Source organism: Arthrobacter mobilis, assembly GCF_012395835.1.
Taxonomy (GTDB): domain Bacteria; phylum Actinomycetota; class Actinomycetes; order Actinomycetales; family Micrococcaceae; genus Crystallibacter; species Crystallibacter mobilis.
The window spans coordinates 21976-37450 of record NZ_JAAZSQ010000011.1 but is presented as its reverse complement, the minus strand read 5'-3'; the positions used below and the strand labels follow the sequence as shown (position 1 = coordinate 37450).

General features: G+C 69.3%; 18 protein-coding genes. 17 read left to right on the top strand and 1 reads right to left on the bottom strand.

The genetic code is table 11. From position 1 onward, the window contains the following. Window positions 1–234 precede the first annotated feature (234 nt). On the top strand, window positions 235–1539 hold the full coding sequence (locus HGG74_RS12350) for an ammonium transporter (protein WP_168486745.1): 1305 nt from the start codon (window positions 235–237) through the stop codon (window positions 1537–1539). Continuing rightward, window positions 1536–1874, top strand: coding sequence for a P-II family nitrogen regulator (locus HGG74_RS12345; protein ID WP_168486744.1), 339 nt, complete (start codon window positions 1536–1538; stop codon window positions 1872–1874). The genes HGG74_RS12350 and HGG74_RS12345 overlap by 4 nt, the downstream gene beginning before the upstream one ends. Window positions 1875–2032: 158 nt before the next feature. On the opposite strand, the gene HGG74_RS12340 is transcribed toward HGG74_RS12345, so the two are convergent. Then, entirely contained in the window at window positions 2033–3484 is a 1452-nt protein-coding gene (locus HGG74_RS12340; protein WP_312856832.1) for a glucose-6-phosphate dehydrogenase, read from the bottom strand. Window positions 3485–3638: 154 nt separating this feature from the next. Here HGG74_RS12340 and ffh point away from each other — a divergent pair, with 154 nt between their 5' ends. The 15 genes from ffh to HGG74_RS12265 all read left to right on the top strand — a co-directional run bounded on the left by ffh (window position 3639) and on the right by HGG74_RS12265 (window position 15468). After that, the gene (ffh, locus tag HGG74_RS12335) at window positions 3639–5225 is read left to right on the top strand and encodes a signal recognition particle protein (protein ID WP_168486742.1); all 1587 of its coding nucleotides are present in this window, start codon (window positions 3639–3641) and stop codon (window positions 5223–5225) included. 51 nt (window positions 5226–5276) lie between these two features. Continuing rightward, window positions 5277–5999, top strand: coding sequence for an alpha/beta hydrolase (locus HGG74_RS12330; RefSeq protein ID WP_168486740.1), 723 nt, complete (start codon window positions 5277–5279; stop codon window positions 5997–5999). Between the two features lie 81 nt (window positions 6000–6080). Next, window positions 6081–7307, top strand: coding sequence for a hypothetical protein (locus HGG74_RS12325; protein WP_168486738.1), 1227 nt, complete (start codon window positions 6081–6083; stop codon window positions 7305–7307). 51 nt (window positions 7308–7358) lie between these two features. Then, complete coding sequence (locus HGG74_RS12320) at window positions 7359–8441, top strand: amidohydrolase family protein (protein ID WP_168486736.1); 1083 nt, start codon at window positions 7359–7361, stop codon at window positions 8439–8441. 98 nt (window positions 8442–8539) lie between these two features. After that, on the top strand, window positions 8540–9382 hold the full coding sequence (locus HGG74_RS12315; protein WP_205761824.1) for a VOC family protein: 843 nt from the start codon (window positions 8540–8542) through the stop codon (window positions 9380–9382). Between the two features lie 72 nt (window positions 9383–9454). Beyond that, window positions 9455–9919 (top strand): hypothetical protein, encoded by a 465-nt coding sequence (locus HGG74_RS12310; protein WP_168486732.1) that lies wholly within the window; start codon window positions 9455–9457, stop codon window positions 9917–9919. Window positions 9920–10105: 186 nt separating this feature from the next. Beyond that, window positions 10106–10525 carry a 30S ribosomal protein S16 gene (gene rpsP, locus HGG74_RS12305; RefSeq protein ID WP_168486730.1) on the top strand — a complete coding sequence of 140 codons (420 nt, stop codon included), beginning with the start codon at window positions 10106–10108 and terminating at the stop codon, window positions 10523–10525. Beyond that, window positions 10526–10768, top strand: a complete 243-nt coding sequence (locus tag HGG74_RS12300) for an RNA-binding protein (protein ID WP_168486728.1) — start codon at window positions 10526–10528, stop codon at window positions 10766–10768. A 113-nt stretch (window positions 10769–10881) separates the two neighbouring features. Beyond that, window positions 10882–11430, top strand: coding sequence for a ribosome maturation factor RimM (gene rimM, locus HGG74_RS12295; RefSeq protein ID WP_168486726.1), 549 nt, complete (start codon window positions 10882–10884; stop codon window positions 11428–11430). Next, the gene (gene trmD / locus HGG74_RS12290; protein ID WP_168486724.1) at window positions 11431–12267 is read left to right on the top strand and encodes a tRNA (guanosine(37)-N1)-methyltransferase TrmD; all 837 of its coding nucleotides are present in this window, start codon (window positions 11431–11433) and stop codon (window positions 12265–12267) included. A 216-nt stretch (window positions 12268–12483) separates the two neighbouring features. Next, window positions 12484–12843 (top strand): 50S ribosomal protein L19, encoded by a 360-nt coding sequence (gene rplS / locus HGG74_RS12285; protein WP_168486722.1) that lies wholly within the window; start codon window positions 12484–12486, stop codon window positions 12841–12843. A gap of 142 nt (window positions 12844–12985) precedes the next feature. Then, entirely contained in the window at window positions 12986–13606 is a 621-nt protein-coding gene (gene lepB / locus HGG74_RS12280; RefSeq protein ID WP_376766138.1) for a signal peptidase I, read from the top strand. Window positions 13607–13622: 16 nt separating this feature from the next. Then, on the top strand, window positions 13623–14417 hold the full coding sequence (gene lepB, locus HGG74_RS12275; RefSeq protein ID WP_168486719.1) for a signal peptidase I: 795 nt from the start codon (window positions 13623–13625) through the stop codon (window positions 14415–14417). Between the two features lie 19 nt (window positions 14418–14436). Next, window positions 14437–15111 carry a ribonuclease HII gene (rnhB, locus tag HGG74_RS12270; RefSeq protein WP_168486718.1) on the top strand — a complete coding sequence of 225 codons (675 nt, stop codon included), beginning with the start codon at window positions 14437–14439 and terminating at the stop codon, window positions 15109–15111. Between the two features lie 30 nt (window positions 15112–15141). Then, window positions 15142–15468 (top strand): DUF2469 domain-containing protein, encoded by a 327-nt coding sequence (locus HGG74_RS12265; protein WP_168486716.1) that lies wholly within the window; start codon window positions 15142–15144, stop codon window positions 15466–15468. Window positions 15469–15475: the final 7 nt, after the last annotated feature.

Genomic DNA, 15475 nt, shown 5'->3' with positions numbered 1-15475 from the left:
ATCTGCCCACGATTTAAACATGCAGCGGATTCCCAAAACGGGGGAGGGGGAGCCGGCGATGAGGGACCGGCCGGTCAGGTTCCGGAAACATGGCCGAAACACCGGCTTTATCGCCTTTTTACGCACCCGCCTTTCTTGTAACCAAGCAGAAATCTTCCGCTGGATCGGCGGAAACACTGCGGCGGCACTCTGGTGTTGGCGGGAATGGCCCGCCGGCGACGAGAGGACGTGAAAATGGATCTGACGGCAGGTCACGTCTGGGTGATGGTTTCCGCTGCCCTGGTGCTGCTGATGACACCGGGGCTGGCATTCTTCTATGGCGGAATGACCCGGGCCAAGGCAGCTTTGAACATGATGATGATGAGCTTTATCTCCATCGGCCTGGTCGCCGTGGTCTGGGTGCTCTGGGGCTACTCGATGAGCGGCGGCGAGGGCATCGCCCAGCTGTTCGGCAACCCGTTCGCGTCCTTCGGCATGGAAGGCCTGATCAGCACCGAGGATCTGATCGGTGCCGGCTACGGAGCCACTTTCGCCATCATCACCGTGGCGCTGATCTCCGGGGCGATCGCCGACCGTTCCAAGTTTGGTGCCTGGGCCATCTTCGTGCCCGTCTGGGCTACCCTGGTCTACTGCCCGATGGCCTTCATGGTCTGGGGCGGCGGCCTGCTCAGCGCCGATGGGGCCATCGGTGCCTGGGCCGGTGAGGCGATCGACTTCGCCGGCGGCACCGTGGTGCACATCAACGCCGGTGTGGCAGGCCTGGTCCTGGCGCTGATCATTGGCAAGCGCAAGGGCTTCGGCAAGGACCCGGCCCAGCGCCCGCACAACATTCCGCTGATCATGATCGGGGCCGCCCTGCTGTGGTTCGGCTGGTTCGGGTTCAACGGCGGCGCCGCCGGTACTGCCGAGGAAGCCGGCCTGATCTGGGTCAACACCATGGCCGCCCCGGCCGCCGCGATGCTCGGCTGGCTGGTCACCGAACGGATCCGCGACGGACGCCCGACGTCCCTCGGTGCGGCTTCCGGCGTCGTCGCCGGCCTCGTGGCGATCACCCCTGCCTGTGCCAACGTCTCCCCGCTGGGGGCGATCGGCCTCGGCATCGTGGCCGGTGTCCTGGCGGCACTGGCGGTCGGGCTGAAGTACCGGCTCGGCTACGACGACTCCCTCGACGTCGTCGGCGTCCACCTCGTGGCCGGTCTGGTCGGCACCCTGGCCCTGGGTTTCATCGCCCTGCCGGCCGAGGGCGCAGCCGGCGGCCTGTTCTACGGCGGCGGCCTGGCCCAGCTCGGCGCGCAGGCGGTAGCGGCGCTGTTCGCCGTCCTCTACTGCGCGGTCCTGACCGCCCTCATCGGCCTGGCCATCCACAAGACCATCGGCTTCCGCGTCAGCGAAGAGGAAGAGACGGCCGGCGTGGACCTGACCCAGCATGCCGAAACCGCCTACGAGTTCGGCGGCCTGGGCACCGGCGGCGCCTTCCAGCCGCTGGCAGCCTCCGGGGCAGCCGCAGCCACCGCCGCCAAGGAAGAGGTCAAGGCATGAAACTGGTCACCGCGATCATCCGTCCGGAAAAGCTCGACGACGTCCGCGGCAGCCTGGAAAGCTACGGCGTCCAGGGTCTGACCGTCAGCCAGGCCAGCGGCTACGGCCGCCAGCGCGGACACACCGAGGTCTACCGCGGCGCCGAGTACACCGTGGACCTGCTGCCGAAGGTGCGGATCGAGGTGCTGGTGGCGGACGAATGGGCCGGCGACATTGTCGACGTGCTCGTCTCCACCGCCAACACCGGTCGGGCCGGGGACGGCAAGGTCTGGGTCGTCAACGTCGAAGAGGCCCTGCGCGTACGCACCGGCGAGCGCGGCGAAGCCGCCATCTGACCCTCGCGCCAGCAGACCGCGAAAGCACCGCCCCTCCCTCTCAAAACCGGCCGGTAGTTGCAGGGCAGTAATTGGCCGGCAGATGTTCCCGCGGTACAGACCTTGGCCCGCCGCCCCCGAACCCCCGCACTGCGGGTGGGCCGGGGCGGCGGCCAAGGTCATTCCAGCGGGCGGTCCTGGCGGGAGGTTCCCCACCCTGCGGGGCCATGCGAACCTGCCGGATATTCCTCCAGCGGCACCTGGTTCTCCGCCCACGCCTGCAGCACGGGCTCGACAATCCGCCAGCAGTCCTCGGCGATGTCGCCGCGGACCGACAGCAGCGGATCCCCGGCGAGCACTCCTTCCAGGACTTCGCCGTAGGGAAGCAGGTCCGCCGAGTGCAGCTGCGCTTCCATGACCGCCCGGTCCAGCGTGAAAATGTCACCGGGGCCGTTGACATCGATCTCCAGCCGCAGGGTCTCCGGCCCGAAGCCGATGCGCAGCCGGGTGGGCTCGTCCACGCCTTTGAAGCCGGTGGGCAGGTGGTTCACCGGTTTGAAGGTGACGATGGCCTCCTTCTGCGGCCGGCCGAGCGCCTTGCCCGAGCGCAGGATGAACGGCACCCCGGCCCAGCGCTCGTTGTTGATCGAGACTTCGATCTCGGCCAAGGTCTCGGTACCGCGGGACGGGTCGATCCCGGCCTCGGCGGTGTAGTCCGGGATCCGCCGGCCCTCGATGTCGCCGGCCGTATAGCGCGCGCGGCGGGTGCTGCGGGCGAAGTCCGGGTTCACGGAACTGGCCCGGAGCACGCTGCCGATATGGTCGCGCAAATCCCGTTCCTTCAGACTCGCCGGGGCGTTCAGGGCCATCAGTGCCATCACCTGCAGCAGGTGGCTCTGGATCATGTCCCGCAGGGCGCCGGCGTGGTCGTAGTAGCGGGCCCGGCCTTCCAGGGCCAGGGACTCGTCGTAGTAGATCTCCACCTTGGCCACGTGCTGGTTGCTGAAGAGCGGCTCGAGCAGCCGGTTGGCAAAGCGCAGGCCCAGGATGTTGAACACCGTGGCCTTGCCCAGGAAGTGGTCCACGCGGTGGATGTTTTCCTCCGGCACCAGCCGCAGCAGCGTCCGGTTCAGCGACCGGGCCGATTCGAGGCTGGAACCGAACGGCTTTTCCAGCACCAGCCGGGTGCCCTCGGGAATGTCGGCGGGCCCGAGCACCTCGCAGGCCTTCTGGCTCACTGCCGGCGGCAGCGCGAAGAACACCGCTACCGGGCCCTCCAGGGCGGCGAGCAGGCCGGCCAGCGCCCCCTTCGCGGTCACGTCCAGCCGGTGGTAGTCGGTCTGGCCGGCGACCAGGCGAAGCTGCCGAACGCCGTTGTCATTGTCCGGGCGCTCGCAGTCCCGGAAGGCCCCGGCCACCCGGTCGCGCCACTGCTGCCGGCTCCAGTCATCCGAACCCGCGCCCACCAGCGTCAGCCCGGCGGTGCGTCCCAGGGCCAGCAGCCTGCCCAGTCCGGGCAGCAGCAGCCGGCCGGTCAGGTCCCCGGAGGCGCCCAGGATGAGCAGGGTGCGGATCCTCACGGGCCGGCCTGCCACGGCCTGGGCCGGTGCGCCCGTCGTTTCTGTGCTCACAGGTCCCACCTTGCCACGGGCCGCCGGTTCAGGGAATGTCCGGCGGGCACAACCGGCAGTAGACAAATTGGCTACCGTTGATTGGTAACCTAGGTAGTTGAACTCCGGCCCAGCCCGGGGAAGATGTCCTCGATAGACGAAAGAAGCACGGCGCGTGTTCAATTCACTCTCCGACCGGTTGACCTCCACCTTCAAGAACCTGCGCGGCAAGGGACGCCTGTCCGAGGCCGACGTCGACGCCACCGTCCGCGAGATCCGCCGTGCCCTGCTCGATGCCGACGTCGCCGTGCCCGTGGTGCGCGAGTTCGCCGCCCACGTCAAGGAGCGCGCTCTCGGCGAGGAAGTCTCGGCGGCGCTGAATCCTGCCCAGCAGGTCGTGAAGATCGTCAACGACGAGCTGGTCCGCATCCTCGGCGGCGAGACCCGGCGCATCCGCCTGGCCAAGACCCCGCCGACCGTCATCATGCTCGCCGGCCTGCAAGGTGCCGGCAAGACCACCTTGGCCGGCAAGCTGGCCAAGTGGCTCAAGGGCCAGGGCCACAGCCCGCTGCTGGTGGCCGCCGACCTGCAGCGCCCCAACGCCGTCACCCAGCTGCAGGTCAACGGCCAGCGCGCCGGCGTGCCGGTCTTTGCGCCGCATCCGGGCGTGCAGTCCGAGTTCGAGGCCGCCACCGGCGATCCGGTGGCCGTGGCCCGCGACGGCGTCGCCGAGGCGCGGCAGAAGCTGCACGATGTCGTCATCGTCGATACCGCCGGCCGGCTGGGCATCGACGCCGAGATGATGCAGCAGGCAGCGGACATCCGCGCCGCGGTCAACCCGGACGAGGTGCTGTTCGTCATCGACGCGATGATCGGCCAGGACGCGGTCAATACCGCCCAGGCGTTCCATGAGGGCGTGGACTTTACCGGCGTCGTGCTGTCCAAGCTCGACGGCGACGCGCGCGGCGGTGCCGCGCTCTCCGTCGCCTCCGTGACCGGCAAGCCGGTCATGTTCGCCTCCACCGGCGAAGGCCTGGATGACTTCGAGATCTTCCACCCGGACCGGATGGCCAACCGCATCCTGGACATGGGCGACATCCTCACCCTGATCGAGCAGGCGGAGAAGGCCTGGGACAAAGACGAAGCTGCCCGGATGGCGAAGAAGTTCGTCGACCAGGAGGACTTCACCCTCGAAGACTTCCTCGCCCAGATGCAGCAGATCCGCAACATGGGCTCGATGAAGAAGCTGCTGATGATGATGCCCGGCGCCGCCGGCATGCGCGAGCAGCTGGAGAACTTCGACGAGCGCGAGATCGACCGGGTGGAGGCGATTGTGCGCTCCATGACCCCGCACGAGCGCCTGGCGCCGAAGATCATCAACGGCTCGCGCCGTGCGCGCATCGCCCGCGGGTCCGGCGTGCAGGTCTCCGAGGTCAACGCCCTGCTGGAGCGTTTCGGCCAGGCCCAGAAGATGATGAAGAAGCTCGCCCAGGGCGGCGGCATCCCCGGCATGCCCGGGCTCGCCGGCCCCGGCGGCTTCAGCGGAGGAGCCCGGAAGGGCAAGCAGGCGTCCAAGGGCAAGAAGAAGGCCCGTTCGGGCAACCCGGCCAAGGCAGCCCAGGAGCTGGCAGCGGCGGAGGCCCGCAGGGCCAATGCCGCCAAGGCGCTGCCCACCGGGGCGGCCTTCGGTGCGCAGGAGCAGGAGTTCGACCCCTCGGCACTGAACCTGCCCAAGGGGTTCGAGAAGTTCCTCGGCAAGTAAGGACCAGGGAGGACGGACGGCGGAGCGGCTCCAGCTCCAGGGATTCCACGTATGCGCCTGCACAGCTTGCCCGAACGGATGGTCTTCGTCCACGGTGCCGGACTGTACGGTGCCGCCGCGTGGACCAACCTGCACGGGATGGCGCTGGAGTACGACTGCCTGTTCCTCCGCCGGCACGGTTTCGACCCGCAGGCCGAACCGCTGCCCACCGATTTCGACGCCGACATGCGGATCGTGCTGGAGAACCTGGGCACGGGCGGGCATGTCGTGGCCCACGCCGAAGGTGCGGTGGCGGCGATGATGGCCGCCGTGGAGCGCCCGGACCTGGTCCGGTCCCTGGCGCTGTTCGAGCCCGCCTGCCTGTCCCTGACCGCGGACCTGCCGGTAACCACGACCTACCGTGAACGCCGCGGACCGCTCTTTGCCGCCCGGGACCGGCTCGACGACGAACAGTACAGCCGCGAGTTCTCCCGAGTGCTCTTCGGGCTGGAAGCCGGGCCGTTGCAGACCGGGCCGGACCGTGTGGCCGCGCGCCGGCTCCGGCTGCAGGCCCCGCCGTGGGAGGCGCCCCTGCACATCGTGCCCGGACTGCCCACCCTGGTGGTCACCGGCGGCTGGGAGCCGCTGTACGAGGAGGTGGCGGAGTACCTGGCCAGCACCGGCGCCGTCCACCGCCACGCGGGCGGGAACCACCGGCCGCAGGACACCACCGAGGGCAGGGCGCTGTTGACGGCATTCCTCCGTTCCGTGACCGGGCGGGTGGGCCGCCCGTAGGGTCCCCGCGGGCCAGGACGGCAGCAGGGGTCTGCGCGTTTACGGCGTGCGGGGAAGGGCGGCGGACGATAGCGTTGACCTATGAGCCAATCCGCCTGGGAGCCGATCGACGGTCAATTGTGGTGGCCGTGGCCGCTGGACGAGGCCGGGGTCGCCGCGCTCGTCCGGGAACTGTCGGACCGTTCCCTGCTCGGGGCGTTCACCGGCGGCAGGCCGCGTGCCGGACAGACAGTGGTCGGAGTGGTCCTGGCCCGCGATTCCGAGGGCCGGGTGGCCGTGCTGGACGCGGCGGGGGAGGCAGTGCCCGGTCCGGACTACCGGATGGCTGCCCAGACGCTGGCCCTGGCGCTGGGTGCTGCCGTGGAGTTGGATGACTTCGACTTCGAGGCCCCGCCGGCGGATGCCGCCCTTGAGCTGGAATCCACGCCGGAGCTGCCGGATCCGCCGGACGAAGCCGCCGACGTCGAATCCCTGCGTACCGTGCTGGTCGGCAGGTTCCGCCGGGCGGACCTGGTGCTGTTCGGGGCGCTGAACCACGTGGACCTGTATGTTCTGGAGGACGTAGCGCCGGGGGACCGTTCCCTGGTGCTGGTCCGGGGCGAGGTGGCGCCGGGGCTGTTCAACTGGCCGGTCGAATCCAAGCCGGTGGTCGCGCTGATGAACCTGGACGGCTTCCGGGCCGTCGAGGCGTGGCTGCCCGGCAAGCGCAAGGATCCCGCAACCAATTTCTGGCACGCGTGGGAGCCGCCGGCCAAGCCGTTTCCGTCCACCTCCCGGGCCTCCGGCTCCGCCCTGCGCCTGCTCGGGCGGCTGGTCCGGCCGGGCAGCCCGGACACCGCGCTGCTTGCTTCCTCGCTGGGGCTGGGCCCGGACACAGTGGCCCGGCTGCGGGAGCTGCTCTGCGAACAGGACGGGCCCCAGGTGCTGGTTGCTGCCGCCCGGCTGCTGGGGTTGCCCGAACTGGCCGGCCAGCTGGCCGAGGGAACGGTGGATCCGTTCGTAGTGGAGAACATGTCCTGCCTCCCGGCGCTGCCGCTGGGCAAGGCCGTCCTTGAGGTCATGTCCACTCCGGGATCCGGTGGGTCGCCGGCTGCCGTCTGGCACCGGGCAGTCCTGCAGCGGCCGGGGCTGCTGGCCGGCAGCGCGGCAGTGGCCGGTGCCGCCGCCGCCGCCCTGTACCGCTCGGCTGCACGGCGCCCCTCCGGCGCCGCGGGACTGCTCCGGGCCGGGGCACTGACGCTGGCGGCCCAGGCTGCGGGGGACCTGGCCTTCTACGGCTACCTGAAGTACCGGAGCCGCCGGCGCTGAGCCTGTCCGTCCGCGAAGCGTCGGGGGCAGCCTGCGGCTAGGCTTGGGCCCATGCGTTCCGTCCTGCACCTCACCGGCCACATCCTCACCTCCCCGGCCGAGGAACGCGCCGAAATGTGGGTGGTGGACGGCCGGATCACCTTCCATGATCCCGGCCGTGTTCCGGACCGCACGCTCAGCGGCTGGGTGCTGCCCGGCTTCGTGGACGCCCACTGCCACGTGGGCCTGGACCAGCACGGCGAGGCCTCCGCGGAGACGGCCGAGCGCCAGGCCGCGGCGTCGCGGGATTCGGGCGTGCTGCTGATCCGCGACGCCGGCGTGCCGGGGGACAACCGCTGGGTCCAGGCGCGGGCGGACCTGCCCCGGCTGATCCGCTGCGGACGCACGATCGCTGCCAGCAGGCGCTACTACCGGAACTTCGCCGTCGAGGTCGGACCGGGAGGGCTGGTGGAGCAGGTGCGCCTGCAGGCCCGGCGCGGGGACGGCTGGGTGAAGCTGATCGGGGACTGGATCGACCGGGCGGCAGGGGACCTGGCCCCGGCGTTCGACGGCGGCGAACTGGCCGACGCCGTGGCTGCCGCGCACGCCGAGGGCGCGCGGGTGACCGCGCATTGCTTCGCCGAGCAGACGCTGGATCTGATGCTGGATGCGGGCATCGACTGCATCGAGCACGCGACCGGGCTGCTGGACCGGCACCTGCCGCGGTTCGCGGAGCAGGGGGTGGCAATCGTCCCCACGCTGGTCAACATCGCCAGGTTTACCGAGTACGCGGCCCAGGGTGAGCCGAAGTTCCCCGCCTATGCCCGGCACATGCGGGACCTGCACCACCGCCGCTACGAGACCGTCGGCAAGGCCCATGAGGCAGGCATCAGGATCATTGCCGGCACCGACGCCGGTTCCGTCGTCGGCCACGGGCTCATTGCCGAGGAGTTGCTCGAGTTGACCAAGGCAGGGCTGCCGCCGGCTGCGGCCCTGGATGCGGCGTGCTGGGACGCCCGGCGGTGGCTGGGGGCCGAGGGGATCAGTGAAGGCGCCAGTGCCGACGTCGTGGTGTTCGCAGCCGATCCGCGCGCGGACATCACCGAGACGGCCCGCCCGCGCCATCTGGTGCTGCGCGGTGAAGTCCTGCGCTGAGGAGAGGTGCAGGGCTGGAACAAACATGAAGCTTCAAGTATTATATTTACGTGAACCTTCAAGCAAAGAACCAGGACCTGCTCCCCGCCGACCTGACCATGGGCACCGTCATGCTCAAGGTGGGGGACATGCAGAGGATGACCGCCTATTACCAGGAGGCCCTGGGCCTGGAGCCGCTGGCCGAGGGGCTCGGCGGCGTCTACCTCGGCCGCGGCAACCGGCCGCTGGTGCACCTGGCCCCGGCCTCCGGGCTGCGGCTGCCCTCCCGGGGCGAGGCCGGCCTGTTCCACACCGCCTTCCTCTTTGCGGACCGGTCCGCGCTCGCGGCCACCATCGCCTCCGCCGCGCGCTATGAGCCGCGCCTGTACGCCGGAAGTGCGGACCATCTGGTCAGCGAGGCCTTCTATTTCACCGATCCCGAAGGCAACGGCATCGAGCTGTACTTCGACAAGCCCCGCGATACCTGGGAATGGATCCTCGGCGCGGACGGCCGCCGGGAAGTCCACATGGACAATGTGGCCCTGCCGCCGCACCTGTACCTGCAGAACCATCTGACCGAGGAAGCGGCCGCAGGCCAGCGCGAGGCGGGCGCCGCCATCGGGCACGTCCACCTGCAGGTCGGCGACACGCAGACCGCGGAGGAGTTCTATGTGAACACCCTGGGCTTCGAGCGCACCGCCGGCTGGCATGGCCAGGCCATCTTCGTTTCCGCCGGCGGCTACCACCACCACATGGCGATGAACGTCTGGAACAGCCGCGGCGCCGGTCCGCGCAAGGACACCCTGGGCCTGGGCGAGGTGCTCATCCATGTTCCGCACGAGGATGAGGTGGGCGCCCTGGCCGAGCGCCTGACGTTCGCCGGCGTGGCCCACCACCACACCGGGGCCGAGCTGCGCTTCGAGGATCCGTGGCGCAACCGGCTGCGCGTGGCCGCCGGCTGACCTGCCGGTTTCCGCACGCCGCGGCAGATGGCTAGTCTGGTCAGGACCAGGTAGTCCAGTGCGGGAGCAGGCATGTCCAGTATCACGGAAATTTTCGTAGCCACCCATGATGCGGCGGTCCGCCGGGCTTCGGCCCTGGACGCCGCCGCGGCGGGCAGCCCGGCCGCCAACGTGCCGGATGCCCCGCACGTGCGGATCAACGGCATCAGCGACCTGGAGGTCGAGATCCTCGGCTCCCTGGCCGGCAAGGCGGTGCATGCCGATGAGGATGCCGCCCTGGACCTGGCCGACGTCGCCAGCGATTCGCTGATGGTGGCGCCGGATTCCATGGTCCGCTCGCTGGCGGAACTGCTCACCCGGACCGACGACGAAGGCGACTCCCTGATCCCCCGCGTCGCCGACGTCTGGGCCGCGGAGGAGGACATGCCGTTCGGCGCCGCGGAGGCCGAGGAGATGGTCCGCCGGGTCGCCGAACTGGCCGCGTCGGTGCCCGAGGATGACCGCCACCAGCTGTACGTCTGGAGTATTTCCTCCTGACCGCCGGGGCCCGGTGCCGTCAAGTCGCGCAAGGCGCACATATTCTGGCACAATGGACGGGTACTCGATCCGGGCGGACCCCTCTCTCCGCGCGTGCATCTTGTCCTCAGAGCCCCAACCATGGCCCGCCCCACGGGAGCAGACATACGGGCTCGCCCACTTTCAGAACCAGGAGAGACCACAACAGTGGCCGTTAAGATTCGTCTCAAGCGCTTCGGTAAGATCCGTGCGCCGCACTACCGCATCGTCGTCATGGACTCCCGCGCCCGCCGCGATGGCCGCGCCATCGAGGAGATCGGCAAGTACCACCCGACCGAGGAGCCTTCGTTCATCGAGGTCAACTCCGAGCGCGCGCAGTACTGGCTGGGCGTTGGCGCGCAGCCGACCGAGCAGGTTGCCGCGATCCTGAAGATCACCGGCGACTGGCAGAAGTTCAAGGGCCTGCCGGGCCAGGAAGGCACCCTGAAGACCAAGGGCGCCAAGGAAGCCTTCGTGGCTCCCGAGAAGGACTCCGTCATCCTCCCCGAGGCCATCACCAAGAAGGGCAAGGCCGAAGCTCCGGCCGAAGAGGCCGAGTCTGCCGACGAGACCGCAAAGGCCGAGTAAATGCTGGCAGAGGCGCTCGAGCACCTGGTCCGCGGCATCGTTGACAGTCCTGAAGACGTCAAGGTCGCGATGAAGAACAACCGCCGCGGTGACATCATCGAGGTGCGCGTTCATCAGGATGACTTGGGCCGCGTCATCGGCCGGCAGGGCCGGACCGCCCGCGCGCTGCGCACCGTGATCAATGCCCTCCCGGGCGGCGAGCAGGTGCGCGTGGACGTGGTGGACACGGACCGCCGCCGCTGACGGAACCCGCCCGCCCGGCGCCCGGCGCAGGACAGGCAAAAATTGCATAACCTCCGGCTCCTGCACCAGATCCTGGTCCAGGAGCCGGAGGCATTTTTCGGATGAGGAGAATCATGCAGCTACAGGTTGCCCGGATCGGCAAGCCCCACGGCATCCGCGGGGAAGTCACCGTGCAGGTGCTCACCGACGCCCCGGAAGAGCGTTTCGTGGTGGACGCCGAGTTCGTGGTGGAGCCGGCCCGGCTCGGGCCGCTGACGCTGCGCAGCGCCCGCTGGAACAAGGAGATCCTGCTGCTGGGCTTCCATGAAGTGCCGGACCGCAACCGGGCCGAGGAACTGCGCGGAGCCAGGCTGTTCGTCAACACCGAGGATGTCGAGGATGACGAGGACGCCTGGTACGAGCACGAGCTCGTGGGCCTGTCCGTGCTGGTCGACGGCCGCGAGGTCGGCAAGGTCTCCGGGCTGAACACCATGCCCGCCCAGGACCTGCTGGTGGTCGAGGCGCTGGACGGGCAGGAAGTGCTGGTGCCGTTCGTGGCCGCGATCGTGCCCGAGGTGGATGTCCAGGGAGGGTTCGTCGTGCTGACGCCGCCGGCCGGGCTGTTCGAGCTCAACTCCCCGGAAGCCGCCGGCGAACCGGACGACGGCGGCGGGGAGCGCTAGGTGCGGATCGACGTCGTCAGCATCTTCCCGGAGTACCTCGCGGCCCTGGACCTGTCCTTGATCGGCAAGGCCCGGCGGGACGGGTTGCTGCAGCTGAACGTGCACGACCTGCGGGACTTTACCGCGGACCGGCACCGCACCGTGGATGACACCCCCTACGGTGGCGGGGCCGGCATGGTGATGAAGCCGGAACCCTGGGCCCTGGCGCTTGAATCCATCCTGGATACCGCCGGTTCGGCAGGGCGCGAAGCGGCCGATCCGGTACCCGAAGCCGGCCGTCCGGTCCTGATCGTGCCCTCTCCGGCCGGCGAGGTCTTCAACCAGGCGCTGGCCTGGGAACTGGCCGAACAGGACCACCTGGTCTTCGCCTGCGGCCGCTACGAAGGCATCGACGAGCGCGTGCTGGAATGGGCCGCAGGGTCTTTCACCGTCCGCCCGGTCAGCCTCGGTGACTACGTGCTCAACGGCGGGGAAGTGGCCGTGCTGGCCATGGTGGAGGCCATCGGCCGGCTGCTTCCGGGCGTCGTCGGCAATCCCGAGTCGCTGGTGGAGGAATCGCACGCGGACGGGCTGCTCGAGTACCCCGTGTACACCAAGCCCTCCGAGTGGCGCGGCCGCGACGTCCCCAACGTCCTGCTCAGCGGCAATCATGCCCGGATCGCCCGGTACCGCCGGGACGAACAGCTCCGGCGCACCGCAGCCCGCCGCCCGGACCTGATCGAGGCCCTGGACCCGGCCGCCCTGGACAAGGCGGACAAAGCTGCGCTCGAAGCGCTCGGCTACGCCGTCACGCCCGCCGGGGTCCGGCCGGTGCCGGCCGTGGAGCCGTCCGCCTGAATTGTTGCCGCACCGTGTGATGTGGCAGAATGAATGACTGTGTTTGCTGGGTTCGCGCCTGCCACAGGGGGCCGCGCAGCCTGACAGCCAAATACGCCGGCGGCCGATTCCCGGACGCGCCGGAATGTGAACTTTCGGCCTCCGCTCCGCGCACTGTGCGGGCAGCGGGGCCGTGACCAAAGTGAATGACCTGTGGCGTTCACCAGGAGTGAGAGAATGCATATCCTCGACGCAGTCGACGTCGCATCCCTGCGCAGCGACATCCCCGAGTTCCGCCCCGGTGACACCGTCAAGGTGCACGTGAACATCATCGAAGGCAAGAACACCCGAGTCCAGGTGTTCCAGGGCTTCGTAATGGGCCGCCAGGGCGATGGCGTCCGCGAGACCTTCACCGTCCGCAAGGTGTCCTTCGGCGTCGGCGTGGAGCGGACCTTCCCGGTCCATTCCCCGATCCTCGAGAAGATCGAGGTTGTCACCAAGGGCGACGTGCGCCGCGCCAAGCTCTACTACATGCGTGACCGCCGGGGCAAGGCCGCCAAGATCAAGGAAAAGCGCGACTACACCGCCGCCAAGTAATCCGGCCTGCCTGCGCAACGCCGAATTAGCTGAACCACCTGAACTGGCAGTGCAGCAGCCTCCAGCCGACCAAAGCTCCACGGGTCGGCAGGCAAAACGCCGGTCCGGATTTCCGGGCTGGCGTTTTGCGTGCCTGGCCCTGGTGTGCGCCGTCCTGGCCAGCGCCGTCGTCCGGGCCACGCTGGTGGATGTCTACTACATTCCCTCGGGCTCGATGGAGCCGCTGCTGCGGACCGGGGACCGGGTCCTGGTCTCCCGCACCGACTACCGGTCGGAACCGATCCGCCGCGGGGACCTGGTGGTGTTCGACGGCCGGGGCAGCTTCGCCCCGTTCCGCAGCGGGAATCCGCCCTTTGTCGACGCCGTCCTGGGGCTGGGGCAGTGGCTCGGCGTGGCCGGCAGCGGGACCGTCTATGTCAAACGGGCCATCGGGCTGCCGGGGGATACCGTGGCCTGCTGCGCACCGGACGGGCGCCTGACGGTCAACGGCGCGCCCGTGACGGAGGACTATGTGTTTCCCGGCGACGCTCCCAGCGGGATGAAGTTCATTGCCGAGGTGCCGGCCGGACGGCTGTGGCTGATGGGTGACCACCGTTCCAAATCCGCGGACTCACGGTCCCTGCTGGGGGCACCGGGTGGCGGTATGGTTCCAATAGACCGGGTAATCGGCCGGCCGGTGGGCATCATCTGGCCGCTGGAGCGCAGCACGCCGCTGGCCCGGACGGCGCTGGGCGGGACTGCAGGAACGGACGAAGGACGGTGAACGAAGGACTGTGAAGATGGAGCAGGATCCCGCGGACAACCCGGAAACCCGGGCGGACGTTGAAGGGCCGGGCCGGCGCAGCCGGCGGTCGGGCAAACGCCGCGGATCCGCCGCCAAGTCCCCGCTGCTGTCCTGGCTGCGCGAAATCGGCATCATCATCGGCGTCGCGCTGGTGCTGTCGTTCCTGATCAAGACCTTCCTGTTCCGCGCCTTCTACATTCCCTCCACCTCGATGGAGGACACCCTGGAAGTCGACGACCGGATCTTCGTCAACCTGCTGGTGCCGGAGCCGTTCGCGCTCGGCCGGGGCGACGTTGTCGTCTTCCGGGACGATCTGGGCTGGCTGCCGCCGAACGGCGGCGGCGCGGGCCAGAACTGGTTCCAGCAGGCACTGACCTTCGTGGGGCTGCTGCCGGACAGTTCCCAGCAGCACCTGGTCAAGCGCGTCATCGGTGTCGGCGGCGACAAGGTGGTCTGCTGCGACGCGGACGGGCGGATTTCGGTCAATGGCCAGCCGCTGGAGGAGCCGTACCTGGCGCCGGGGTCGGACAATGAACGGATTCCCTTCGAGGTCACCGTGCCCGAGGGCAAGCTCTGGATGATGGGGGACAACCGCAACCACTCTGCCGACTCGCGCGAACACCGGCAGGAGCCGTCCGGCGGCTTCGTCGATGCACAGTCGGTGGAGGGCAAGGCCGCAGTGATCGCCTGGCCGCTGGAGCGGGCGGGCTTCCTGGGCAGCTACCCCGAGGTGTTCGAGTCCGTGCCCGCCGACCCGGCGGCCAGGCCGGTCCAGCACGGCGCCCAGTAGCAGCAGGACCCCGATCCCCATGAGCAAGGACGCTACCCTCCGCTTCGAGCGATCCTTCGCCGCCGGCGGCCACCGCTTCGTCGCCGGGGCGGACGAGGTCGGCCGCGGTGCGCTTGCGGGGCCGGTCAGCGTCGGCATGGTGGTGGTGGACACCGCCGGGCTGAAGCACCTCAAGGGCGTCCGCGACAGCAAGCTGCTGGCCCCTGCCGAACGGGAACTGCTGGTGCCGCGCATCCGGGCGTGGGCGGCTGCCTGGGCCGTCGGGCATTCCACCGCCGCCGAAATCGATGAACTCGGCCTGACCGCCGCACTGCGCCTGGCCGGGACCCGTGCCTGGCTGCAGGTCGCCGCCGTCGTGCGGCCGGACATCGTCATCCTGGACGGCAACTACAACTGGCTCTCGCCCGCCCAGGCCACCCTGTTCGACGCCGGTGAGCCCGGCTGCGATGCCCCGGTGCACACGCGGATCAAGGCCGACCTGCAGTGCCTGAGCGTGGCGGCCGCCAGCGTCCTGGCCAAGGTCGAGCGGGATGCGCAGATGGCACGGCTGGCGCTGGAGCATCCGGGCTACGGCTGGGAGGTCAACAAGGGCTATGCCACCGAGGCGCACCGGGCCGCGATCCTGGCCCGGGGTGCCTCCGAGTTCCACCGCCGCAGCTGGCGGCTGGCCCCGGCGCAGCCGCCCGGGGTCTGAACTGCCGCCGGCGTGGGGGAAGATAGAGGTATGAGCGCCGAAGATCTTGAGAACTATGAGACGGACATGGAGCTGCAGCTCTACCGCGAGTACCGGGACGTTGCCGGGCTTTTCAGCTATGTGGTGGAGACGGAGCGGCGCTTCTATCTGGCCAACCACGTGGACCTGCAGGCACGCTCGGCCGACGGCGAAATCTACTTCGACCTGACGCTGCAGGATGCCTGGGTCTGGGATGTCTACCGCTCCGCCCGCTTCGTCAAGAGCGTCCGGGTGATCACCTTCAAGGACGTCAACATCGAGGAACTGACCAAAAACGATGACCTGGCCCTGCCCAAGGGCGGTGCTCTGGGCAGCTAGGGCCGAG